This is a genomic window from Methylobacterium oryzisoli (assembly GCF_046557895.1).
GTDB classification, from domain to species: domain Bacteria; phylum Pseudomonadota; class Alphaproteobacteria; order Rhizobiales; family Beijerinckiaceae; genus Methylobacterium; species Methylobacterium oryzisoli.
This window is the reverse complement of the sequence record NZ_JBKIBX010000007.1, coordinates 40,232-63,422: the sequence shown is the minus strand read 5'-3', so window position 1 is coordinate 63,422 and position 23,191 is coordinate 40,232. Positions and strand designations below refer to the sequence as shown.

The following is a 23,191-nucleotide window of genomic DNA, read 5'->3' as shown; positions in this document are numbered from 1 at the left end:
GGGTTCTCTAGTGCGCGACCGGCAGGGCCGCGGCGGCGGTCTGGGTCGTGGAGAGGGCGGCGCGAACCCCCTGCATCAGCGCCTCCGTGGAGGGGGCGAAGACGTCGAGGATCGGGCTCGGGTGGATGCCGTAATAGATCGTCAGCACCACTAGCGGCGCGAGGATCGCGATCTCCCGGCGGTCGAGGTCGGTGATCCCCTGAAGCTCGGGCTTGTCGAGCTTGCCGTAGATCACCCGGGCGAACAGCCACAGCGCGTAGGCCGCCGACAGGATGATGCCGAACACCGAGAAGAACGACACCATCGGGTTGGCCTTGAAGGCCCCGAGCATGGCCAGGAACTCGCCGACGAAGCCGGAGGTGCCGGGCAGGCCGACATTGGCCATGGTGAACACCATCATGGCCACCGCGTAGAGCGGCATCCGGTTCACGAGGCCGCCATAGGCCGCGATCTCGCGGGTGTGCATCCGGTCGTAGACCACGCCGACGCACAGGAACAGCGCCCCCGAGACGATGCCGTGCGAGATCATCAGGAAGAGCGCGCCCTGGATGCCCTGCTCGGTCATGGTGAAGAGGCCGAGCGTCACGAAGCCCATATGGGCGACGGACGAGTAGGCGATCAGCTTCTTGATGTCGGTCTGCACCAGCGCGACCAGCGAGGTGTAGATGATCGCCACCACCGAGAGCGCGTAGACGAGCGGGGCGAAGTCGTGCGAGGCGTCCGGGAACATCGGCAGCGAGACCCGGATGAAGCCGTAGCCGCCCATCTTCAGGAGGATGCCGGCCAGGATCACCGAGCCCGCGGTCGGCGCCTCGACGTGCGCGTCGGGGAGCCAGGTGTGGACCGGCCACATCGGCATCTTCACCGCGAAGGAGGCGAAGAAGGCCAGCCACAGCCAGGTCTGCATGTGCGCCGGGAAGCGCTTGGTGAGCAGGGTTGGGATGTCGGTGGTGCCGGCGTACCAGTACATCGCCATGATGGCGAGCAGCATCAGCACCGAGCCGAGCAGGGTGTAGAGGAAGAACTTGAACGAGGCGTAGATCCGCCGCTTGCCACCCCAGATGCCGATGATCAGGAACATCGGGATCAGGCCGGCCTCGAAGAACAGGTAGAACAGCACGAGGTCGAGCGCGCAGAACACGCCGATCATCGTGGTCTCGAGGACCAGGAAGGCGACGAAGTACTCCTTCACCCGGTGCTCGATCGAGTGCCAGGAGGCGGCGATGCAGAACGGCATCAGGAAAGTGGTGAGCAGCAGGAGCGGCATCGAGAAGCCGTCCACGCCGAGCTTGAACCGGATCGTCTCGGTGAGCCACGCGTGGCTCTCCAGGAGCTGGAAGGCCGAGGTCGAGGAATCGTAGCGGCTCCAGGCGACGAGCGAGAGCAGGAAGGTCGCCACGGTGGCGGCGAGCGCCGCCCAGCGGGCGTTGCGCCGCACCGATTCCTCGTCGCCCTGCAGGGTGAGGATGAAGGCGGCGCCGACGAGCGGCAGGATGAGGAGGCCGGAGAGGATCCCGAGGCCGAGCATCAGACGCGTCTCCGGTCATTCTGTGCGAGGAGGAGCGGCATCAGTGGCCGCCTCCGACGCCGGTCAGCAGGTACCAGCTCACCAGGGCAGCGACGCCGATCAGCATCACGAAGGCGTAGTGGTAGACGTAGCCGGTCTGGAGCCGCACGACGCCGCGGGTGACGTCGACGACGCGGGCGGCGATCCCGTTCGGACCCATGCCGTCGATCACCCGCCCGTCGCCGACCGTCCAGAGGAACTTGCCGAAGCCCTTGGCCGGACGGACGAAGAGCGCGTCGTAGATCTCGTCGAAGTACCACTTGTTGAGCAGGAAGCGGTAGAGCAGCGGCTGGCTCGTGGCGAGCTGGTTCGGCAGCTCCGGCCGGCGGATGTACATCCAGTAGGCGAGGAGGAAGCCGAGCACCAGCATCACGAAGGGCGACAGCGCCACCCAGCCGGGCACGTTGTGGATGTCGTGCATGATGTGGTTGTCGGGGCCGTGCGCCAGCGCGCCCTTCCAGAACGCGTCCATGCCCTCGCCGATGAAGCGGTTCTTGAACACGAGGCCGGCGAAGAGCGCGCCGAGGGCCAGCACGGCGAGCGGGATGGTCATCACCCGCGGGCTCTCGTGGGGCGTGTGGTCGTGGTGATCGTCGTGGTGCGCGTGCGCCGCGTGGTGGGCGGGTTCGAGGTCGTGGCCCTTGTCGTCGTGGGCGACGCCCTCGTGGTGGCCCGGCGCGCCATCCGCCTCGGCGGCGGCGTGAGCCGCGTGGGCCGAAGCGTGGACCGGGGCGTGCACCGGGTCATGGGTCGCGCCATGGGCCGCATCATGGCCGTGATGGCCGCCCCAGCGCGCCGGCCCCTCGAAGGTGAGGAAGAACAGGCGCCAGGAGTAGAACGAGGTGAAGAAGGCCGCGATGACGGTGGCCAGGAAGGCCAGCACGTGGCCCGGCCGGGTCGACATGTAGGCCGCCTCGATGATGGCGTCCTTCGAGTAGTAGCCGGCCGTGAACGGGAAGCCGATCAGCGCCAGCGTCCCGACGGTCATCATCAGGCTGGTGAAGGGGATGTAGCGGCGCAGCGCCCCCATGTTCCGCATGTCCTGCTCGTGGTGCATCGCGTGGATGACCGAGCCGGCCCCGAGGAAGAGCAGCGCCTTGAAGAAGGCGTGGGTGAAGAGGTGGAAGACGCCCGCCGCGTAGGCCCCGACGCCGAGCGCGACGAACATGTAGCCGAGCTGCGAGCAGGTCGAGTAGGCGATGACGCGCTTGATGTCGTTCTGCACGAGGCCGATGGTGGCGGCGAAGAAGGCCGTGATGCCGCCGATGATCGTGACGACGGTGAGCGCCGCGGGCGCCGCCTCGAACAGCGGCGACAGTCGGGCGACCATGAACACGCCGGCCGTCACCATGGTGGCCGCGTGGATCAGGGCCGAGACCGGGGTCGGGCCCTCCATCGCGTCGGGGAGCCAGGTGTGCAGCAGGAACTGCGCCGACTTGCCCATGGCGCCCATGAACAGCAGCAGGCAGGCGAGCGTCAGCGCGTGCCAGTCGGTGCCCAGGAAATGGAAATGCGCGTCCTTGAGTTCGGCGACGCGCGGGAAGATGCCGTCGAAGGCCACCGAGCCGAACAGCACGAAGACCAGGAAGATGCCGAGGGAGAAGCCGAAATCGCCGACGCGGTTGACGATGAAGGCCTTCATCGCCGCGGCGTTGGCCGAGGGTTTCTCGTACCAGAAGCCGATCAGCAGGTAGGAGGCGAGGCCGACGCCCTCCCAGCCGAAGAACATCTGCACGAGGTTGTCGGCCGTCACCAGCATCAGCATGGCGAAGGTGAACAGCGACAGGTAGGCGAAGAACCGCGGCCGGTGCGGATCCTCCTCCATGTAGCCCATCGAGTAGAGGTGCACGAGCGACGACACGGTGGTGACGACGACGAGCATCACCACGGTGAGCGTGTCGGCCCGGAAGGCCCAGTCCACCACGAGGTCGCCGGCCGAGAACCAGTGTGCGACCTGGATCCGCGTCGCCCCGTGGCCCGCCCCGCCGGTCACCTCGAAGAAGGCTACCCAGGACAGGAGGGCGGCGAAGAACAGGATCGAGGTGGTGATCACCTCGCTCGCCCTCGCGCCGATGCGGCGGCCGAAGAGGCCGGCGATGAGCGAGCCGATGAGGGGCAGGAAGACGATCGCGTGGTACATGCTCGGTGTCCGGCCTCGGCGCGGCGGGTGGCGCGGGAATGGGTCTCTCGGCGAAGGGCGCGTTCAGCCCTTCATCATGCTGACGTCCTCGACCGCGATGGAGCCGCGGTTGCGGAAGAACACCACCAGGATGGCGAGGCCGATCGCGGCTTCCGCCGCCGCCACGGTCAGCACGAACAGGGCGAAGACCTGCCCGACGATGTCGCCGAGATGGGTCGAGAACGCCACGAGGTTGATGTTCACGGCGAGCAGGATCAGCTCGACGCACATCAGGATCACGATGACGTTCTTGCGGTTGATGAAGATGCCGAGCACGCCGAGCGTGAACAGGATCGCGGCGACCGTCAGGTAGTGGCTCAAACCGATCATCTGCCTCTCGGCCGCGTCGCGGCCGCCTCAATCAGCGTGCATCCATCATGGCGCGGGATCCCCTCTCCCGTGCGGGAGAGGGGTAGGGGTGAGGGTCCCGGGAGGGTGCAGCAAGAAGGCGGGACGCTGCCGCTGCCAGCACAACGGTCAGTGTTTGAAGCTGATCCGTTCCGCTCCCCTCACAACCCTCCGCGCTTCACTGCGGCTCCCTCCCGGGACCCTCACCCCTGCCCCTCTCCCGCACGGGAGAGGGGTTCCCCGCGTCACATCCTTTCGCGTTCCGTCACACTTCGACGCCCTGACGGTTCGGCACCTTGCGCAGCTCGACCGCCATGTCCTGGGTGCGGGCGTTCTGCACCGCGATGTCCTGGCGCTTGACGCCCGGCCGGTCGCGCAGCGTCAGGACGATCGCGCCGATCATCGCGACGAGCAGGATCAGCCCGGCGACCTGGAAGAAGAAGAAGTAGTTCGTGTAGAGGACGAGCCCGAGCGCCTGCGTGTTCGTCATCCGCTCCCCGCTCGGCGCGGTCGCCAGCGGGGCCTGCACGAGGCCCGGGTCGATCGCCCAGGAGCCGACCACCAGCAGCAGCTCGACCAGGAAGACGGCGCCGATCAGGCCGCCCACCGGCAGGTATTCCTGGAAGCCCTGGCGCAGCTCGGCGAAATCGACGTCGAGCATCATCACCACGAACAGAAAGAGCACCGCCACCGCGCCGACGTAGACGACGACGAGGATCATCGCCAGGAACTCGGCGCCCATAAGCACGAACAGGCCGGCCGCGTTCACGAAGGCGAGGATCAGGAACAGCACCGAGGTGACGGGGTTGCGCGAGGCGATCACCATGAAGCCCGAGGCCACCGTGATCGCGGCGAAGAGGTAGAAGAAGGCGGCGGCTGCGGTCATGCGCTGAACTCACGCCGCCTCTCGGCGGCCTCCTGCCTGGTGCCGACGTCCGGCCACCGGGGTCCCGGCGGCCCGTCTATAGAACCCGCCCCTGCGGTGCACAACGGGGGGCCGCTCCGCGGCCCGCGAATAGGGAGTAGCGAGCAGCGAATAGAGGGGTTCAGGACGTCTTCGACGGCGCGGCCACCCGCAACGCCCCCTACTCGCCATTCGCTACTCGCCCCCTCACCGGTACGGCGCGTCCGCCGCGATGTTGCGGGCGATCTCGCGCTCCCAGCGGTCGCCGTTCGCGAGCAGTTTCTGCTTGTCGTAGAGCAGCTCCTCGCGGGTCTCGACCGAGAACTCGAAGTTCGGCCCCTCCACGATGGCGTCCACCGGGCAGGCCTCCTGGCACATGCCGCAGTAGATGCACTTCACCATGTCGATGTCGTAGCGGGTGGTGCGGCGCGTGCCGTCGTTGCGGCGCGGGCCGGCCTCGATGGTGATGGCCTGCGCGGGGCAGATGGCCTCGCAGAGCTTGCAGGCGATGCAGCGCTCCTCGCCGTTGGGATACCGGCGCAGCGCGTGCTCGCCGCGGAAGCGCGGCGAGCGGTGGCCCATCTCGAAGGGGTAGTTGATCGTCGCCTTGGGCTTGAAGAAATAGCGCATGGCGAGGGCGAACCCCGTCACGAATTCCTTCAACAGCAGGCTGCGGGCGACCTGATCGAGCCTCATCGCTCAATCTCCGTTCGGTGTGTCAGGAGACCGGCGCGAGGCCGGTCAATTTCAGGACGAGCGCGACGACGAAGACCATGATCAGGGACAGGGGCAGAAACACCTTCCATCCCAGGCGCATGAGCTGGTCGTAGCGGTAGCGCGGCACCATCGCCTTCACCATGGCGATGAGGAAGAACAGGAAGCTCGCCTTGAGGGTGAACCAGATCACGCCCGGCACCCAGGTGAAGGGCGCGAACGGGATCGGCGAGAGCCAGCCGCCCATGAACAGGATCGTGCCGAGCGCGCACATGGTGATGATCGCCACGTACTCGCCGAGCATGAACAGCAGGTAGGGGGTCGAGGAATACTCGACCATGTAGCCCGCCACGAGCTCGGATTCGGCCTCCGGCAGGTCGAAGGGCGGCCGGTTCGTCTCGGCGAGCGCCGAGACGAAAAAAACCGCGAACATCGGGAAGAGCCAGAGCCAGTACCAGCCGAAGAGGCCGAGCGCGGTGTCCTGCGCGCGCACGATCTGCGACAGGTTCAGGGAGCCGGCGCACATCAGCACGGTGATGATCACAAAGCCGAGCGAGACCTCGTAGGAGACCATCTGGGCGGCGGAGCGGAGCGCGCCCAGGAAGGCGTATTTCGAGTTCGACGCCCAGCCGCCCATAATCACGCCGTACACGCCGAGCGACGAGATCGCGAAGATGTAGGTGATGCCGACGTTGATGTCGGCGATGGCCCAGCCGTCCGCGAGCGGGATCACCGCCCAGGCCGAGAGCGCCAGTACCGCGAACACGAAGGGCGCCAGCAGGTAGATGCTCTTGTTGGCGCCCGCCGGGATCACCGGCTCCTTGATGACGAACTTCAGGAGGTCGGCGAAGGACTGAAACAGGCCCCACGGCCCGACGACGTTCGGGCCGCGCCGCAGCTGCACCGCCGCCCAGATCTTGCGGTCGGCGAGCAGCGCGTAGGCGATGAAGACGAGGAGCGCGACCAGCAGCACCACGCTCTTCAGCGCGACGAGGCCGACCGTCAGCAGGATGTCGGTGAGGCTCATGGGGCGGGTCCTACTCCGCGGCCTGCAGCACGCGCTCGCGGGCGATGCCGGAGCACTCCGCCAGCACGCGCGAGGCGCGGGCGATCGGGTTGGTGAGGTAGAAGTCGATGACCGGGCTGCGGAAGGGCTCGCGCGCGGGCTCCCCGCCCAGACCCGCCAGCGCCGCCACGGCCGCGCCCGCCTCCGTCCCGGCCACCTGATCGATGCCCGCGAAGTGCGGGTGATCGGCGTAGAGGGCGCGGCGGAGCTGCGCCAGCGAGTCGAAGGGCAGGCGCTGGCCGAGCGGCTCGGAGAGAGCGCGCAGGACCGCCCAATCCTCGCGGGCGTCGCCCGGCGGGAAACTCGCGCGGTTGGCGAGTTGCACCCGCCCCTCGGTGTTCACGAAGGTGGCGGACTTTTCCGTGTAGGCCGCGCCCGGCAGGATCACGTCCGCCCGATGCGCGCCCTTGTCGCCGTGGGTGCCCTGGTAGATCACGAAGGCGCCGGGGCCGATCTCCACCTCGTCGGCGCCGAGGTTGTAGAGCACGTCGAGCGCGCCCGGCGCGGTCATCGCCGCGACGTCGAGGCCGCCCTCTCCCGGCACGAAGCCGAGATCGAGGGCGCCGACCCGCGAGGCCGCCGCGTGCAGCACCGCGAAGCCGGTCCAGCCGTCCTTCACCGCGCCGAGGTCCTGCGCGTACTTGGCCGCCGCCGCCAGGATCGCCGCGCCGTCCGGCCGCGCGAGCGCGCCGGGGCCGACGACGACGAGCGGGTGCGAGGCATCCCGCAGCACCTCGGCGAAGCTGTGCCGGCCCGCGGCGAGGTCCGCCAGGGTCTCGGGGCCGGCGCCCAGATAGGTGTGCGGATAGGTGAGGTCGGTCGCCTCGCCGATCAGCCCGACAGCGAGCGGCGCCATGCGCCAGCGCTTGCGGATCCGCACGTTGAGGAGCGAGGCCTCGGTGCGCGGGTTGGCGCCGACGAGGAGGATCGCGTCCGCCTGCTCGATGCCGGCGATGGTCGGGTTGAAGGTGTAGGCGGCCCGGCCCCAGGCGGGGTCGATCGCGGCGCCGTCCTGGCGGCAATCGAGGTTGCGGACGCCGAGCGCATTCATCAGGCGCTTCAGCGCGTAGATCTCCTCGACGCCCGCGAGGTCGCCGACGATGGCGCCGACGCGCTCGGGGTTCGCACCCTTGAGCTTGCCCGCGATCACCCCGAAGGCCTCCGCCCAGGAGGCCGGCCGCAGGCGGCCGTTCTCGCGCAGGTACGGCCGGTCGAGGCGCTGGAGCCGCAGCCCGTCCACCACGTGGCGGGTCTTGTCGGAGATCCACTCCTCGTTGATCGTCTCGTTCACCCGGGGCTCGATCTGCATCACCTCGCGGCCGCGGGTGTCGACCCGGATGGCGCAGCCGACCGCGTCCATCACGTCGACGGATTCGGTCTTCGCCAGCTCCCAGGGCCGCACGTTGTAGGATTGCGGCTTGTGCACCAGGGCGCCGACCGGACAGAGGTCCGCGACGTTGCCCTGCAGCTCCGAGGCCATCGCCTGTTCGAGGTAGGAGGTGATCTCCATGTCCTCGCCGCGCCCGATGGCGCCGAGATCCGGCACGCCCGCCACCTCGGCGAGGAAGCGCACGCAGCGGGTGCAGTGGATGCACCGGTTCATCGCCGTGCGCACCAGCGGGCCGATGTACTTGTCCTCGACCGCGCGCTTGTTCTCGCCGTAGCGGGTCGAGTCGACCCCGTAGGCCATCGCCTGGTCCTGCAGGTCGCAATGGCCGCCCTGGTCGCAGATCGGGCAATCGAGCGGGTGGTTGATGAGGAGGAACTCCATCACCCCCTCGCGCGCCTTCTTGGTCAGCGCGGACTTGGTCGAGACCTGCGGCGGCTCGCCGTTCGGCCCCGGCCGGCAGTCGCGCACGCCCCAGGCGCAGGACGCCACGGGCTTGGGCGCCCCTTTCAGCTCCACGAGGCACATGCGGCAATTGCCGGCGATCGACAGCCGCTCGTGGAAGCAGAAGCGCGGGATCTCCGCGCCCGCCGCCTCGCAGGCCTGCAGCAGCGTGTAGTCCGGCGGGACATCGACCTCGGTGCCGTCGACGACGATCTTGGTCATGGCTTCATCTCAAGGGTGGGCGTCGGCGAGATCGAGGCGGCGCTCGATCCGGTCGATCCGCAGTTCAAGTCTGTCGATGCGGCGGTGGACCCCGACGAGGTTCTCCCCGACGGCGGCGACACGCCCCTTCAATTCGCGCACGTCATCGATCAGCCGGTCGACCTTCTCGTCGATCCGACGCAGGAACACGAGCGTCAGGTTGACCGGCTGATCGGTCATCGTCGCTACTCCGCCGCCATCGGCACGGGGTCACTGTGCGGGTTGGCGCTGTAGCGGTCGATGCGCTTCTCGATCTCGGGGCGGAAGTGGCGGATGAGGCCCTGGATCGGCCACGCCGCGGCGTCGCCGAGCGCGCAGATCGTGTGCCCCTCGATCTGCTTGGTGACGTCGAGCAGCATGTCGATCTCGCGCTTCTGCGCCCGGCCCTCGGCCATGCGCAGCATCACGCGCCACATCCAGCCGGTGCCCTCCCGGCAGGGCGTGCACTGGCCGCAGGATTCGTGCTTGTAGAAGTACGAGATGCGGGCGATGGCCGCGACGATGTCGGTGGACTTGTCGAGCACCATCACGGCCGCGGTGCCGAGGCCCGATTGCAGCCCGCGCAGGGTGTCGAAGTCCATCGGCGCGTCGATGATCTGCGCGGCGGGCACCAGCGGCACGGACGAGCCGCCCGGGATGACGCAGAGCAGGTTGTCCCAGCCGCCGCGGATGCCCCCGCAATGGCGGTCGATCAGCTCGCGGAACGGGATGCCGAGCGCCTCCTCGACGTTGCAGGGCCGGTTCACGTGGCCGGAGACGCAGAACAGCTTGGTGCCGGTGTTGTTCGGGCGGCCGATGCCGGCGAACCACTCCGCGCCCCGGCGCAGGATGGTGCCCGCCACCGCGATCGACTCGACGTTGTTCACCGTCGTCGGGCAGCCGTAGAGGCCCATATTGGCCGGGAAGGGCGGCTTCAGCCGCGGCATCCCCTTCTTGCCCTCCAGGCTCTCCAGCAGCGCCGTCTCCTCGCCGCAGATGTAGGCGCCCGCGCCGTGGTGGACGTAGAGGTCGAACGGGTAGCCGTGGACATTGTCCTGGCCGATCAGGCGCGCCTCGTAGGCCTCGTCCACGGCGCGCTGGAGCGCGTGCTTCTCGGCCACGTACTCGCCGCGGATGTAGATGTAGGCGGCGTGCGCCCCCATCGCGAAGGAGGCGAGCAGGCAGCCCTCGATCAGGAGATGCGGGTCGTGCCGCATGATCTCCCGGTCCTTGCAGGTGCCGGGCTCGGACTCGTCGGCGTTGACCACGAGGTAGTGCGGCCGCCCGTCCGACTTCTTGGGCATGAACGACCACTTGAGGCCGGTGGAGAAGCCGGCGCCGCCGCGGCCGCGCAGGCCGGACTTCTTCATCTCCTCGATGATCCAGTCGCGGCCCTGTTCCAGCAGGAACTTGGTGCCGTCCCAGGCGCCGCGCTTGCGGGCGCCGTCGAGGCCGGGCGAGTGGAGCCCGTAGAGGTTCGTGAAGATGCGATCCTGGTCGGAGAGCATGGCGTCGTCCTACCGGTTCGAGGAAGTTTTGGAGGAACCCTTGGATCCCGGGCCGGGCGGTCCCTTGTCACCGGGATCCGCGCCGACCGGCTTGGCCTGCGCGCCGTCCGTGCGCCCGCCCGCGATCGGCTCGGCGCCGGCCTCCTCGGTCGAGCCCTTGGTCTCGGCGACGGGCCGGCCCTCCTCGGGCTTCGAGGGCGTCTCGGTGTAGGAGCGACCGCTCTGCGGCCCGGGCTGCGCCTCCGGGCCGCTGCGAGGCTCGGCGACCGTGCTGCGCTCGGGCGCGGCCTGCCCCTTCGCCTCGGCGGGCTCCACCGGCGCCTTGCCGTCGGCGGCGCGCTGCGCCGGGGCGGCAGCGGCCGGGCTCTCGGTCGCGCGGCCGGAATCGGGCTTGGCGGCCTTGGGCTTGGCCGCGGCGTCCGCCGCCACGGCGTCGGCCTTGGCCTGCAGCTCGGCGCCCTCCTCGTGCAGCCCCTCCGCCTCGAAGCGCTTGCGCCACGCGCCGATGCGCGAGCCGTCGAACAGCGTCTCGTCGGTGAGGGTCGTCAGGTCGCCCTGCGGCTCGGACGAGGTGCGCCCGACCTGCGAGCCCACCTTCACCGGCCGGCCCGCCGCGAGGTCATCCATGAGCCGGCCGAGGGATTCGGGGGTCAGGTCCTCGTAGTAATCTTGGTTGATCTGCGCCATCGGGGCGTTGCAGCAGGCGCCCAGGCACTCGACCTCCAGCCACGAGAAGGTGCCGGTCGGATCGACGTGGCCGGGGGGGCCGAGGCGCTCGTGCAGCATCTGCTTGAGCTCACGCGCCCCGCACACGTCGCAGGGCACCGTGCCGCAGACCTGGATCCAGTAGCGGCCGACCGGCTCCAGGGCGAACATCGTGTAGAAGGTCGCGACCTCCAGCACGCGGATGTGCGGCATGCCGAGCTGGTCGGCGACCGCCTCGATCGCGGCTCGAGGCAGCCAGCCGCCGTGCTGCTCCTGAGCCTTCCACAGGAGCGGGATCACGGCCGAGGCCTGCCGGCCCTCGGGGTACTTGGCGATCTGGCCCTTGGCCCATTCGGCGTTCTCAGGCGTGAACGCGAAGTTCGCGGGCTGCTGCTCGGCGGACGCCAGTCTGCGGTTTGCCATCGTGTCAGTTCTCTTCAGCCGCTCGTCGCCCGTCTCACCGGTCCACCTCGCCGAACACGATGTCGAGGGTGCCCAGGATGCACGACACGTCCGCCAGCATGTGCCCGCGGCACATCCAGTCCATCGCCTGCAGGTGCGCGAAGCCCGGCGCGCGGATCTTGCAGCGGTACGGCTTGTTGGTGCCGTCCGCGACCAGGTAGACGCCGAACTCGCCCTTGGGCGCTTCGACGGCGGCGTAGACCTCGCCCGCCGGCACGTGGAAGCCTTCGGTGTAGAGCTTGAAGTGGTGGATGAGCGCCTCCATCGAGCGCTTCATCTCGCGCCGGGAGGGCGGCGCCACCTTGCCGTCCTGCGTGGCGATCGGGCCCTGGCCGGCCGGCTCGCGCAGCTTGGCGAGGCACTGCTTCATGATGCGCACGGACTGGCGCATCTCCTCCATGCGGATGACCTGGCGATCGTAGGTGTCGCCGTTCTTCCCCACCGGGATGTCGAACTCCATCTCCTCGTAGGCCTCGTAGGGCTGCGCCTTGCGCAGGTCCCACGGGAGGCCGGAGCCGCGCACCATCACGCCCGAGAAGCCCCAGGCCATCGCCTCGTCCACGCTGACGATGCCGATGTCGACGTTGCGCTGCTTGAAGATGCGGTTGCCCATCACGAGGCTGTCGAGGTCGTCGACCACCTTCAGGAACGGGTCGCAGAACGCCTCGATGTCGTCGAGGAGGCCCGGCGGCAGGTCCTGGTGGACGCCGCCCGGCCGGAAATAATTGGCGTGGAGCCGCGCGCCGCTCGCGCGCTCGTAGAAGATCATCAGCTTCTCGCGCTCCTCGAACCCCCAGAGCGGGGGCGTGAGCGCGCCGACGTCCATCGCCTGCGTGGTCACGTTGAGGAGGTGCGAGAGCAGCCGCCCGATCTCGCAGAACAGGGTGCGGATCAGCTTGGCGCGCCGCGGCACCTCGATCCCGAGCAGTTTTTCCACCGCGAGGCAGAAGGCGTGCTCCTGGTTCATCGGCGCGACGTAGTCGAGCCGGTCGAAGTAGGGCGTGGTCTGCAGGTAGGTCTTGTACTCGATCAGCTTCTCGGTGCCGCGGTGCAGGAGCCCGATATGCGGGTCGACCCGCTCGACGATCTCGCCGTCGAGTTCCAGCACGAGGCGCAGCACGCCGTGCGCTGCCGGGTGCTGCGGCCCGAAATTGATCGAGAAGTTGCGGATGGAGTGCTCGGTCATGCGGAGGGTTCCGTCAGCCCGGGGAACATGGCGGCGATCTCGGCGCCGGTCTTCTTCACGGTGGAACCCGCGAAAGCGTAGTTCGGGGGCTTGTCGTCGATGAAGATCTCGGTGGCGAAGGTGAACTGCGCGGGGTCGTCGAACGCCTGGGCCGAGACGGTCAGGAGCGAGCCGTCGCGCATGCGCCAGAACAGGGAGCTGCCGCAGATCCGGCAGAATCCCCGCTCACCGTGGTCGGAGGAGCCGTAGAGCCCGAGCTTCGCCTCATCGTCGATGGTGATGCCGGGCACGCATTCCACCGACATCAGCGCCCCGCCCGACCAGCGGCGGCACATGCCGCAGTGGCAGACGTCCATCTCCCTATGCTTGGGCTGCACGGTGAAACGCACCGCGCCGCAGAGGCACCGTCCGGACAGGGCGTCGGGCGCAGTCATGGCCGACTCACGCTCCCTTCGCCTTCTCGTCGCCGGGCAGCACGTAATCCGTGCCCTCCCAGGGCGAGAGGAAGTCGAAGTTGCGGAACTCCTGCGTGAGCTTGACCGGCTCGTAGACCACCCGCGCCTCGTCCTGGTCGTAGCGGACCTCGACGAAGCCGGTGAGGGGGAAGTCCTTGCGCAGGGGGTGGCCCTCGAAGCCGTAATCGGTGAGCAGCCGGCGCAGGTCCGGATGGCCCGAGAACAGAATCCCGTAGAGGTCGTAGGTTTCGCGCTCGTACCAGTTGGCCGCCGGGAAGACCGGGATCACGGACGGCACCGGGGTCGCCTCGTCGGTCTGCACCTTCACGCGGATGCGCTGGTTATGGCGCAGCGAGAGCAGGTGGTAGACGACGTCGAAGCGCTTGGCCCGGCCCGGGTAATCCGCCCCGCAGATGTCGATGAAGGAGCGGAAGGCGCAGGACGGCTCGTCGCGCAGGTGGGTGAGCACCCGCACGATCTCGCCGGGCTCGACGATCAGCGTCAGCTCGTCGAAGGCGATCACCCGGTCGGTCAACGCCGGGCCGAGCGCCTCGGCCAGCCGGTCGCTCAGGGCCTGAAGCGCCCCGGGACCGTGCGCGGCCTCGGTGTGGGGCCGGATCGTGATGCCGTTGGTCATCGGTTCGCCTTCAGCGCTCGATCGTGCCGGTCCGGCGGATCTTCTTCTGCAGCAGCAGCACGCCGTAGAGCAGCGCCTCGGCGCTCGGCGGGCAACCCGGCACGTAGATGTCCACCGGCACCACGCGGTCGCAGCCACGCACCACCGAGTAGGAGTAGTGGTAGTAGCCGCCGCCGTTGGCGCAGGAGCCCATCGAGATGACGTAGCGCGGCTCCGGCATCTGGTCGTAGACCTTGCGCAGCGCGGGCGCCATCTTGTTGGTGAGCGTGCCGGCGACGATCATCACGTCCGACTGGCGCGGTGAGGCGCGCGGCGCGAAGCCGAAGCGCTCGGCGTCGTAGCGCGGCATCGACATCTGCATCATCTCGACCGCGCAGCAGGCGAGGCCGAAGGTCATCCACATGAGCGAGCCGGTGCGCGCCCAGGTGATGAGGTCGTCCGCAGTGGTGAGCAGGAAGCCGCGATCGGCCAGTTCGTCGCTGATCGACAGGAAGGTCGGATCGGTGGCGCCCACCGGCAGGCCGGTCGCCGGATCGAGGATGCCCTTCGGGGCGGGTGCGATCGCGGGGGCGCGGGAGAGCGGGGTGTCGAGGGCCATGGGGTCCGGATCTCTTCAGGAGGCGGCGGGGCGGCGGCGCGTCAGTCCCATTCGAGGGCGCCCTTGCGCCACTCGTAGACGAAGCCGACCGTCAGTACGCCGAGGAAGATCATCATCGACCAGAAGCCGAACCAGCCGAGGTCCCCGAACGTGATCGCCCAGGGAAACAGGAACGCGACCTCGAGGTCGAAGATGATGAACAGGATGGCGACGAGGTAGAAGCGCACGTCGAACTTCATGCGCGCGTCGTCGAAGGCGTTGAAGCCGCACTCGTAGGCCGACAGTTTTTCCGGATCGGGGCTGTTGTAGGCGACGAGGAAGGGTGCGACGAGCAGCGCCAGCGCGATCACCACCGACACGCCGATGAAGATCACGAGGGGCAGGTAGTCCGCGAGGAGACCGTTCATCGAGAGCCCTCAATGGTCGTGGGGCGGCGCAGGCACGCGGCCCGGCCGGCTCGGCCCGTCATTCGGAACGGTTCCAAGGCCCGGAGATTGGCGCGAGGCTTAAACGAGCGGGTATGCCGAAACAAGGGGCGTTCGCACCGCACAAACCGCGAACGCTCCCACCTAGATAGACGCCCGGCGCCCGGTCACAACCGGGCGAAGGCCCGCCCGGATGGCGAGTTTCGTCGCAGCCCCCTCCCCTTCCGGGTCGATTTGGCCGCACGGGCGAGGTCGCGGGTCTCGGAACTGGGATCAGGAATCCGACAGGATCAGCGCCCAGTAGCGTTTGTAGCGGGTGTCCGGCGCGTCGACGCGGGCGATGCCGATCCGGCGGACCTTCGGCATCAGCATGTTGCGGTTGTGCTCGGGCGAGGCCTGCCAGCGGCGCAGCACATCGTCGAAGGTGGTCGAGCCGGCGCTGAGATTCTCGGCCGCGTAGCGCCCCGCAAAGCCGGCCCGGGCGAGCCGCGCGTCGAAGCTGCCGGCGGCCTCGTGCGAGAGCCGGCCGGACCTGGCATTGGCCTGCGCCTGCAGCGAGGCAGCGCGGATCAGCGAGGAGTCGATCACCACCGGCCCCAGACCGTGGCTCGCCCGGTAGCGCGAGATCGCGGCGGCCGCGGCGGCCTCGTCGAGGATGACGGGGCTCGTCACCGCATCGGGCGCGGGCAGCAAAGCCGAACCGCTGCATCCGGCGAGGGTCAGGCTGACGGCGAGGAGGGCGAGGCGCAGGCGCGGCATGAGTCGTGATCCGGGACCCGCGGACGATCGGGCCGGCCTCGCTTAAGATGCAGATTGTGAAGATTTCGGGATGATGGCGCGGGCGACGGGGCTCGAACCCGCGACCTCCGGCGTGACAGGCCGGCACTCTAACCAACTGAGCTACGCCCGCGTGGCGCATCGCGTTGCTGCGATGGCGGCGGTGTATGGGGCCGGCCCTACCCTGTCAAGCAGGCTCGGAGCGCAAATGCGAAACCCCGGGCGACCGCCTTCGCCCCGGCTCTTGCGCTCCCGGAAGTGCGCCCTTACGCATACGGCCCGCGGGCGGTTAGCTCAGTTGGTAGAGCATCTCGTTTACACCGAGAGGGTCGGCGGTTCGAGCCCGTCACCGCCCACCAAGTTCTGCGAGGCCTTGGCGGATTCCCGCCGGACCTCGGTCCCAGCCTCCCGGAAACGACCCGGACGCCCTCCGACCCGGCCTGCCGGAGGCGCCACGGGTTACCGCGTCGCAGCCGGTCTCGCAGGCGAACCGGGGCGCGCGCTGCATCGGCCGACGGGCGATACCGGAATCGCCGTCGCTCCCGGCCCTCGCCGGCGTCCGGCGCAGCCAGGGACCGCACGGTGGCCGCCTGCGGGATCCGAACCGGGCCGGCCCGACATAACGACAAGGTCATTCCTCGGGAGGGCACCTTCATGGCGAGCATCGTCCGCCCTGCGGACGCCTGGGATCGTTTCGCGACTCCCCCGGTGGTCCAGCTGCGCCACGAGGAACCGGAATGGGAGTTCCGCGAACTGGAATACGGCCCGGGCGGGACGTGGGACGTGGTCACGGCGCGCCTGCACGTCGCCTCCCATCTCGACTCCCTCCGCCAACGCCTCGGATCACCGAAGGCGTCCTTTCGGCCCGTCCCGCCCAGCGCCGCGATCAGCGCACCCGGCGACCATCTGAGCGGCGCCTGGGAGGGGCGCGGACGCGGCCAGCACCTCATCGTCTCCCCGGGCTTCGTCGCCGCCGCCTTCGCGCGCGACATGGGCGCGGAGACGGTCCTGAAACGCCATTTCGCCTATCAGCGGGATCCGGACGCGACGGATACGATCATTCAGAACTTGCTCGGCTGCATCGCCGCCGACCTGCGCCGAGGGAGCCCGAACGGTTCGGTCTTCCTGCAGACCGTCGTGCTGGCCATCGTTCAGCACGCGCTGCGCGTGCCGTCGCCAGCCTTCGACGCCGGCAGATCGCGAGGCGGGTTGTCCCGTGCACAGCTGAGCCTGGTCATCGATCTGATCGATGCCCGCCTGACGGCGCGGCCGAGCCTCGTCGATCTGGCGTCGGCACTCGGCATCAGCACGCGGTACTTCTGCCATGCCTTTCGGGTCTCGACGGGGCTCTCGCCCCATCGCTTCATCATCGAGCGCCGGGTGGCTCTGGCACGATCCCTGATCGAGAGGGGCGACCTCCCGCTGAGCGAGGTCGCCCAGGCGTCGGGCTTCACAGACCACAGCCAGATGTCGGCCACCTTCAGGAAAGTCCTCGGGGTCCCGCCGTCGCATTTTCGCCACAGACGGACACGCTCGCGCTGATCGCGGCCATCGACGCGTTCCGGATTTCAACATCCGTTCCCGTTCCGAAAAGCGAGTCGCCCGCGAGCCAGTTAAATCCGTCAGTCTCCAAAAGAACGGGGACTAGGGATGAAATCGGCAACCAAGGCGCTCCTGCTCTCGGCAAGTCTGTTCGCGTTCGGCACCGGCAGCAGCTGGGCGCAATCGGGCTATTACTCCGGTCTGTTCGGATTCGGTGACAGCCTCACCGACAACGGGCGGATTCCGCGCGAGACGAACGGCTACAGTCCGACCGGAAGCCTCGACGCGCAGCGCGGCACGCGCCTGTACGAGGGCGGCCGCTGGTCGAACGCACCGACCTACTACGAGGCCCTGCCCGCCCTCATCGGCGCGCCGTACGTGGCCGCCAACGATTACGCGGTCGGCGGCTCGCGCTCGACCCCGCTGCCGCCCAACCCCTTCGCCTCGCCGGCCTTTCCCTGGGGCGTCCCCGACCAGATCGACCAGTTCACGGCGCGCACCGGCCGCTTCGGCCCGCGCGACATCGGCCTGCTCTGGATCGGCTACAACGACCTGACCTCCATTCCGGTCGCCGCGAGCGCACAGGCGCGGGCCGACGCGGTGTCGGCCATCCTGGCCAACAACGTCACGGCGCTGAACCGGCTCGTCGGCCTCGGCGCCCGCGAACTCCTCGTGCTCAATCAGCAGACCTTCCGGGGCAACAACCGCGATCTCGCGGCGTCCTTCAACGCGCAGCTGCCGACCCTGCTCGCCCCGATCGCGGCGAGCGGCGTCAACGTGCACTACTTCGACGTCGACAGCCTCCTGAACCGCTTCCGCGCCGACCCGACCGCGTTCGGCTACAGCCCGCAGGCGGCCACGGGCAATTGCAGCGCCGATCCGGCCTGCGCGCCGATCGGCTACCTGAACGGCGGGGCGGCCGAGAACCGGTACATCTCCGTGGACGGTGTGCACCTCACCGGCCGCACCAACACTTACATCGCGCAGTTCATCGCCAACCAGCTCAACGCGCCCCTGACCCTCGGGCCGCAGGCGGATCTGGGCCAGGCCGCCGGCCTCGCCTTCTCCTCGACCCTCATCGATTTCCTCAGCGCCGAGCGGCGGCGCAACATGGCCCTGTCGGTGCCGTCCGCCTTCACGGCGGACCTGCCGAGCCGCGCGCCCTCGCCCGTGACGATCCCGATCCAGCCCGGCAGCCCGTTCTCCGTGTTCGCCCTCGGCACCTACGTGGGCATCGACCGCACCGCCCAGAACCGGGCCGGAACCGGCAGCGTCGGCACCCCCTTCGGGGCCGATTTCGGCGGCGTCACGGCGGGCGTGCTCTACCAAGCGACCCCGAATCTCGTGCTCGGCGCCGCCTTCAACTACCTGACCACCAGCGTCGACCTGCGCGGCCTGAGCAACGGCCGGATCGACATGGACAGCTTCCAGGGCGCCGGCTTCGCCTCGCTGTCGTTCCCCAACGTCTTCGCCGACGCCGCCGTGACCTACGGCGGCAACACCTACGGCCTCAGCCGGCCGGGCGTGCTCAACGACCGGCTGACCGCGTCGCCCAGCGGCGACACCGTCACGGTGGCGGCGCGCGTCGGCTACCTGTTCGACTTCGGCACGTTCAAGGCCGGTCCGGTCGGCGAGGTGGCCTACGCCAACGTGAGCGTCGATCCCTACCGGGAACGGGGTGACGCGCTCCTGACCATCGGCACCCGGCGCCAGGATCTGGAAGGCCTGACGGCCGGCGGCGGCATCCAGATCCGCACGGTGGCCCCCCTCCTCGGCGGCTTGATCAGCCCGTTCCTGAACGTCACGGCGCAGCATGATTTTCTGGACGGCGTGCGGACGGTCGGGTCGTTCCAGACCTACGCCCCCACCCTGCTGATCCGGACCCAGACCGGCAGGCGCGGTGACGACGTGTACGGCCGCGTGGCCGGCGGGCTCGATCTGGATCTCGGCAACGGCCTCAGCGGCATCCTGACCGGGTCGACCAGCTTCGCCCGGACGGGAGGCGACGACCACACGGTCAGCGCCGGGCTGAGATACCGGTTCTGATTCCGGCCGCCCCGATCACACCGGCCCGGCTCCCCGCAGCCGGGCCTCCTTCGCGACCGTCACCGCCACCGCTCGGTCGTGCCACGGCGGGCGCCGTGGCAGGGGCGGCCGTCGAACGCGGCCCCTACCCCGAGGCCGCCCGGCGGGCCGCCTCGATCACCGAACGCGCGAACGCCATCGCGGCAGCCCTGGCCTGGAGCGGCGACGCAAAGGTGTTGTCGGACCGGAACAAGGTCGAGCCGGTCCGGCCGAGCAGACGCCACCCCCACTGGCCCCTCCGCTCTTCCTCGATGAAGAATTCCATAGCCGCCTCCATGGTCTTCATGGTGCGGCATGGTAGAGCATCGCGGCACCGAGACTCTGGCGAACTCGCAACATCTTGTTGATCGAGGCCGCAGCAGCGCGAATCATCCCCAGGATTCACGCCCGAGACTCACGAATCGCGGGCCGGGACTGGCGATGCAGCCGCGAACTCGTGCGGCTCCAACGGCCACCAAGCGCTGTCGGCCGAATCCCCAGCGGGACCGCCGGTGCGCGCTCTTGAGACGGTGTTAAGCGGCGCGCGGGAGGATGGCCGCATGGAAGATGTTCCCGGGCCGGATGACCGGCACCGGGTGCCCGACCGGGCTCCTGTCCGAGGCCGTCATGCACATCGTCGTCGTCGACCCGAGCCGCGTCGTCCTGAAAGTGATCAGCTCCCTCCTCGTGCCGCGCGGGCACGTGGTGGACACCTTCACGGATTCGCGCGAGGCCCTCGACTTCGTCACGGCCAACGTCTCGGTGACCGCCCTGATCACCAGCCTGGAAGTGCGCCCGATGAGCGGTCTGGAGCTGTGCTGGTCGGCCCGCCTCCTCGCGGAGGCGCACCGCCCGCTCTACATCATCGCCATGTCGTCGGCCCGCAACGCCCGGAACCTCGCCGAGGCGCTGGACAGCGGCTCGGACGATTTCATCGACAAGCCGCCGGGTGCCGAGGAGCTCTACGCGCGCCTGCGCGCCGCCGAGCGCATGACCGAGATGCAGCGCGAGCTGATCCGCCTCGCCGAGACCGACGCGCTCTCGGGCCTGCTCAACCGCCGTGCCTTCCTGCAGCGCATCACCGAGATGGCGGACCGGGCCGGCGACCACGGACGCCTCTCGCTGGTGGTCGCCGACGTCGATCACTTCAAGCGCATCAACGACGAGCACGGACACGACGTCGGCGACACGGCCATCCAGGGCATCTCCCGCCTCCTGGCCGAGACTCCCGACGCGGCGGTCGGGCGCACGGGCGGCGAGGAGTTCGCGATCGCCCTGCCGGGGCGCACGCTGGAGGAGGCCGAGAAGGTCGCCAACGGGCTGCGCCTGCGCTGCGCGCAGATCCGCCTGCGGGGCACGCGCGGCCCGGTGACGCTCACCTGCAGCTTCGGCGTCAGCACGTGGTCGGAAGGCGAGACCGTCGGCAGCCTGCTCAAGCGGGCCGACATCGCCCTCTACGAGGCGAAGGCGGGGGGGCGCGACCGCGTGGTATCCGCCGCCACCGACCTCATCCTGGCCCGGGCCGGGTAGCACGCCCTGCCCCGAGGCGGGCGCCGGCTCGGCGCGAGCGCGCGGCGCGTGCGCTCGATGAGGCATCGGATCCTCCGGATCAGGAGCATGGCGTGCCGGTCGCGGCCGTCCCGTTCCGGCACGGGTCTGACCCTGCAACCAGTGCGAGTCTCGCACCCGGCGCAGCGTTGACCCTCCGGACCGGCGCGCCGGCCCATGCCACGCCCGATCAGCTGGCGAAAATTTTCTTTGCGACGTGGTGACTTAGCTCACCAGCCAGCGGGCTCCCGGGATGGCACGGCTGCGGTTGGAACGCGGCTTGATCCTCACACTCCGTCAACCAGGGCGCGTGTGCCGCGCCGGGACGGAGGCAACGGCATGAGTGACGCCGTCAGAGTGCTGATCATCGACGAGCCCCCGGATCTCGGGGCGGTATTCCGGGCCACCTTGGAGCACACACCCGCGCTCCGCACGGTCGGGGAGGACGACCTGCGCGGCCCGGGCGGCGCGGCCCTGGAGGGCGTGGCCCTGGTGTTCACGCCGGAACGCGGCGCCGCAGCGGTGGCGGCCCTGCGGGAGCGCCATCCGGGCCTCAAGGTGCTGGTCGCCTTCCTGGCTGCGGACGCCCAGGCCCTGATCGACCTCGCCCAGGCCGGCGCCGACGCCTTCGTGGCCCGCTCGGCGGCCCCGCGCGACGTCTGCGCGGCGATCCTGGCGCTGGCCGGCGGCGCTGCGCTCCAGGGCGGCGTGCAGGCCGGGACGGACGCGGCGGCGGATCTCGGGCTCACCCCCCGCGAGGCGGAGGTGCTGCGCTTCCTCAGCGCGGGATTCAGCAACAAGGAGGTGGCCCGCCGCCTCACGGTGAGCGTGCGCACGGTCGAGACGCACCGCCTCAACCTGCGCCGCAAGACCAAGACCGGCCGCCTCAAGGATCTGGTCCAGCTCGCGCGGCAGATGGGTCTCGCCCCGGTCTACGAGGGCGATGCGACCGCGCAACGCTCGGGCGGCGGGGCGCGGGGCCTCCGCCTTGCCGGCCACGCGGCGACGCCGCATTGACTGAGGGCGGTGGACGCGAGCCCCGCCGGCCGCGCAGCCCGATACCGCTCAGGCTGCCGCGCCGGCCTCGTCCCGCCCGCGCGGGAGCCGGGACCGACCCGCATGGACCGGACCCGACTCCCAGTGAACGATGAAGCCGTCCCGCGGCTCGCCCAACGGGCGACGCGATTCGGTCAGGCGGCGCGGCGCACCCGTGCCGGCCGCTCGCCGCCGGACTTGCGGCTGCGTCCGGTCTCCTTGGCCGGGCGTGCCGGCTCCTTCTCCGCGGCGAGGCGCGCGTGCAGCAGCGCGAGCACGGCCGTCTCCTCCGGCCGCAGGCGGCTGATCTCGTCGCGCAGCTCCGCCTGCACCTCCTCGCGCACCTGCAGCAGCAGCTCGCCCGCGAGGTAGCAGTCCAGGATCTCCGGGTGGATGTAGCACTTGCGGCAGATCGTCGGGGTGTTGCCGAGCCGCTCGGCCACCCGCTCGATGGCGGCCCGGACGTTCTTCTTGGCCGCGGCCTCGCTGTCGACGGCCTCGAACTCGCGCAGGGCCAGTGCGGCCAGAACCGTGCCCGACCACGTGCGGAAATCCTTGGCCGTGATGTCGCGGCCGGAGATCTCGCGCAGGTAGGCGTTCACGTTGGCCGAGGTGACGTCGCGCTGCACGCCCTCCTCGTCGAGGTACTGGAAGAGTTCCTGTCCGGGCAGGTCCTGGCAGGCCTTGACGATCTTGGCCACGCGCCGGTCGCGCAGCGAGAGCTGCCAGACCTTGCCGCTCTTGCCCTTGAACCGGAACTTCAGGTCCGCGCCCTCCACCTGCACGTGGGGATCGCGTAGCGTGGTGAGGCCGTAGCTGCGGTTCTGGCGCGCGTAATCGTCGTTGCCGACCCGGATCAGCGTGGCCTCCAAGAGGTGGACCAACGTCGCCAGCACCTTCTCGCGCGGCAGGCCGCGGCGGCCCATGTGCTCCTGCACCGTGCGGCGCAGGGCCGGCAGCGCCTCCGCGAAGTCCAGCATGTGGACGAACTTGGTGCTCTCGCGCGCCTCCCGGAAATCCGGGTGGTAGCGGTACTGCTTGCGGCCCTTGTCGTCGCGGCCGGTGGCCTGGATGTGCCCGTTGGCGTAACGGCAGATCCACACGTCCGTGTAGGCGGGCGGGATCGCGAGGCCGCGGATACGGTCGAGCACCGCCTGGTCGGTCACCGCCTTGCCGGACGCGTCGAGGTATCGGAAGCCCCGGCCGCTGCGCTTGCGCCGGTAGCCGGGCTCCTCGTCGCTCACGTAGCGCAGGCCCGCCTCGCGGGCGGCATCGCGGATCTCGACGCGGGGCTCGGCAACGTTCTCGGCCTTCTCGGGCTCCGACAGCATCGGCACTGACCTCTCCCGGCGCACGCACGGCCGGTGTCCCTCAACCGGAAGCTGCCGGGGCGGGTTCCG

General features: G+C 69.6%; 22 protein-coding genes and 2 tRNA genes. 5 read left to right on the top strand and 19 right to left on the bottom strand.

Annotated elements, in window-relative coordinates:
• Positions 1–7: 7 nt before the first annotated feature.
• The 17 genes from ACKUB9_RS09185 to ACKUB9_RS09105 form a co-directional block, all read right to left on the bottom strand.
• Complete coding sequence (locus ACKUB9_RS09185) at positions 8–1,528, bottom strand: NADH-quinone oxidoreductase subunit M (protein WP_407520985.1); 1,521 nt, start codon at positions 1,526–1,528, stop codon at positions 8–10.
• A 40-nt stretch (positions 1,529–1,568) separates the two neighbouring features.
• Complete coding sequence (nuoL, locus tag ACKUB9_RS09180) at positions 1,569–3,707, bottom strand: NADH-quinone oxidoreductase subunit L (RefSeq protein WP_407520984.1); 2,139 nt, start codon at positions 3,705–3,707, stop codon at positions 1,569–1,571.
• A gap of 63 nt (positions 3,708–3,770) precedes the next feature.
• Positions 3,771–4,076 carry an NADH-quinone oxidoreductase subunit NuoK gene (gene nuoK, locus ACKUB9_RS09175; protein WP_238240218.1) on the bottom strand — a complete coding sequence of 102 codons (306 nt, stop codon included), beginning with the start codon at positions 4,074–4,076 and terminating at the stop codon, positions 3,771–3,773.
• Positions 4,077–4,359: 283 nt separating this feature from the next.
• On the bottom strand, positions 4,360–4,980 hold the full coding sequence (locus ACKUB9_RS09170) for an NADH-quinone oxidoreductase subunit J (RefSeq protein WP_407520981.1): 621 nt from the start codon (positions 4,978–4,980) through the stop codon (positions 4,360–4,362).
• Positions 4,981–5,205: 225 nt separating this feature from the next.
• The gene (gene nuoI, locus ACKUB9_RS09165) at positions 5,206–5,694 is read right to left on the bottom strand and encodes an NADH-quinone oxidoreductase subunit NuoI (protein ID WP_407520979.1); all 489 of its coding nucleotides are present in this window, start codon (positions 5,692–5,694) and stop codon (positions 5,206–5,208) included.
• A 22-nt stretch (positions 5,695–5,716) separates the two neighbouring features.
• Positions 5,717–6,739 carry an NADH-quinone oxidoreductase subunit NuoH gene (nuoH, locus tag ACKUB9_RS09160; protein ID WP_407520977.1) on the bottom strand — a complete coding sequence of 341 codons (1,023 nt, stop codon included), beginning with the start codon at positions 6,737–6,739 and terminating at the stop codon, positions 5,717–5,719.
• A 10-nt stretch (positions 6,740–6,749) separates the two neighbouring features.
• Positions 6,750–8,831: an NADH-quinone oxidoreductase subunit NuoG gene (nuoG, locus tag ACKUB9_RS09155; protein ID WP_407520975.1), complete on the bottom strand. Its 2,082-nt coding sequence runs from the start codon at positions 8,829–8,831 to the stop codon at positions 6,750–6,752.
• Between the two features lie 9 nt (positions 8,832–8,840).
• Positions 8,841–9,050, bottom strand: coding sequence for a hypothetical protein (locus tag ACKUB9_RS09150; protein WP_407520973.1), 210 nt, complete (start codon positions 9,048–9,050; stop codon positions 8,841–8,843).
• Positions 9,051–9,055: 5 nt separating this feature from the next.
• Positions 9,056–10,357: an NADH-quinone oxidoreductase subunit NuoF gene (gene nuoF, locus ACKUB9_RS09145; RefSeq protein ID WP_407520971.1), complete on the bottom strand. Its 1,302-nt coding sequence runs from the start codon at positions 10,355–10,357 to the stop codon at positions 9,056–9,058.
• Positions 10,358–10,366: 9 nt separating this feature from the next.
• Positions 10,367–11,485, bottom strand: a complete 1,119-nt coding sequence (nuoE, locus tag ACKUB9_RS09140; protein WP_407520969.1) for an NADH-quinone oxidoreductase subunit NuoE — start codon at positions 11,483–11,485, stop codon at positions 10,367–10,369.
• A 34-nt stretch (positions 11,486–11,519) separates the two neighbouring features.
• The gene (locus tag ACKUB9_RS09135; protein WP_407520967.1) at positions 11,520–12,710 is read right to left on the bottom strand and encodes an NADH-quinone oxidoreductase subunit D; all 1,191 of its coding nucleotides are present in this window, start codon (positions 12,708–12,710) and stop codon (positions 11,520–11,522) included.
• Positions 12,707–13,144 (bottom strand): GFA family protein, encoded by a 438-nt coding sequence (locus ACKUB9_RS09130; RefSeq protein WP_407520965.1) that lies wholly within the window; start codon positions 13,142–13,144, stop codon positions 12,707–12,709. The genes ACKUB9_RS09135 and ACKUB9_RS09130 overlap by 4 nt, the downstream gene beginning before the upstream one ends.
• A gap of 7 nt (positions 13,145–13,151) precedes the next feature.
• Positions 13,152–13,802: an NADH-quinone oxidoreductase subunit C gene (locus tag ACKUB9_RS09125; protein ID WP_407520963.1), complete on the bottom strand. Its 651-nt coding sequence runs from the start codon at positions 13,800–13,802 to the stop codon at positions 13,152–13,154.
• A 10-nt stretch (positions 13,803–13,812) separates the two neighbouring features.
• On the bottom strand, positions 13,813–14,400 hold the full coding sequence (locus ACKUB9_RS09120; RefSeq protein WP_407520961.1) for a NuoB/complex I 20 kDa subunit family protein: 588 nt from the start codon (positions 14,398–14,400) through the stop codon (positions 13,813–13,815).
• Between the two features lie 41 nt (positions 14,401–14,441).
• The gene (locus tag ACKUB9_RS09115; RefSeq protein ID WP_407520959.1) at positions 14,442–14,807 is read right to left on the bottom strand and encodes an NADH-quinone oxidoreductase subunit A; all 366 of its coding nucleotides are present in this window, start codon (positions 14,805–14,807) and stop codon (positions 14,442–14,444) included.
• Positions 14,808–15,098: 291 nt separating this feature from the next.
• Positions 15,099–15,584, bottom strand: coding sequence for a CAP domain-containing protein (locus ACKUB9_RS09110; protein ID WP_407520957.1), 486 nt, complete (start codon positions 15,582–15,584; stop codon positions 15,099–15,101).
• 74 nt (positions 15,585–15,658) lie between these two features.
• Positions 15,659–15,735 (bottom strand) — tRNA-Asp (locus tag ACKUB9_RS09105).
• A 150-nt stretch (positions 15,736–15,885) separates the two neighbouring features.
• Here ACKUB9_RS09105 and ACKUB9_RS09100 point away from each other — a divergent pair.
• From ACKUB9_RS09100 to ACKUB9_RS09090, 3 genes are all read left to right on the top strand, one after another.
• Positions 15,886–15,961 (top strand) — tRNA-Val (locus ACKUB9_RS09100).
• A 295-nt stretch (positions 15,962–16,256) separates the two neighbouring features.
• Positions 16,257–17,144 (top strand): helix-turn-helix transcriptional regulator, encoded by an 888-nt coding sequence (locus tag ACKUB9_RS09095; RefSeq protein ID WP_407520955.1) that lies wholly within the window; start codon positions 16,257–16,259, stop codon positions 17,142–17,144.
• 108 nt (positions 17,145–17,252) lie between these two features.
• Entirely contained in the window at positions 17,253–19,190 is a 1,938-nt protein-coding gene (locus ACKUB9_RS09090; RefSeq protein ID WP_407520953.1) for an autotransporter domain-containing protein, read from the top strand.
• Between the two features lie 124 nt (positions 19,191–19,314).
• On the opposite strand, the gene ACKUB9_RS09085 is transcribed toward ACKUB9_RS09090, so the two are convergent.
• Complete coding sequence (locus ACKUB9_RS09085) at positions 19,315–19,494, bottom strand: hypothetical protein (protein WP_407520951.1); 180 nt, start codon at positions 19,492–19,494, stop codon at positions 19,315–19,317.
• 341 nt (positions 19,495–19,835) lie between these two features.
• Between ACKUB9_RS09085 and ACKUB9_RS09080 the strand changes: the two genes are divergently transcribed.
• Both ACKUB9_RS09080 and ACKUB9_RS09075 read left to right on the top strand, forming a co-directional pair.
• Positions 19,836–20,738: a GGDEF domain-containing protein gene (locus tag ACKUB9_RS09080; RefSeq protein WP_407521236.1), complete on the top strand. Its 903-nt coding sequence runs from the start codon at positions 19,836–19,838 to the stop codon at positions 20,736–20,738.
• A gap of 357 nt (positions 20,739–21,095) precedes the next feature.
• Positions 21,096–21,773, top strand: coding sequence for a response regulator transcription factor (locus tag ACKUB9_RS09075; RefSeq protein WP_407520949.1), 678 nt, complete (start codon positions 21,096–21,098; stop codon positions 21,771–21,773).
• Positions 21,774–21,946: 173 nt separating this feature from the next.
• Here the strand turns inward: ACKUB9_RS09075 and ACKUB9_RS09070 are convergent, their stop codons facing one another.
• Entirely contained in the window at positions 21,947–23,122 is a 1,176-nt protein-coding gene (locus ACKUB9_RS09070) for a DNA topoisomerase IB (RefSeq protein ID WP_407520947.1), read from the bottom strand.
• Between the last annotated feature and the right edge of the window lie 69 nt (positions 23,123–23,191).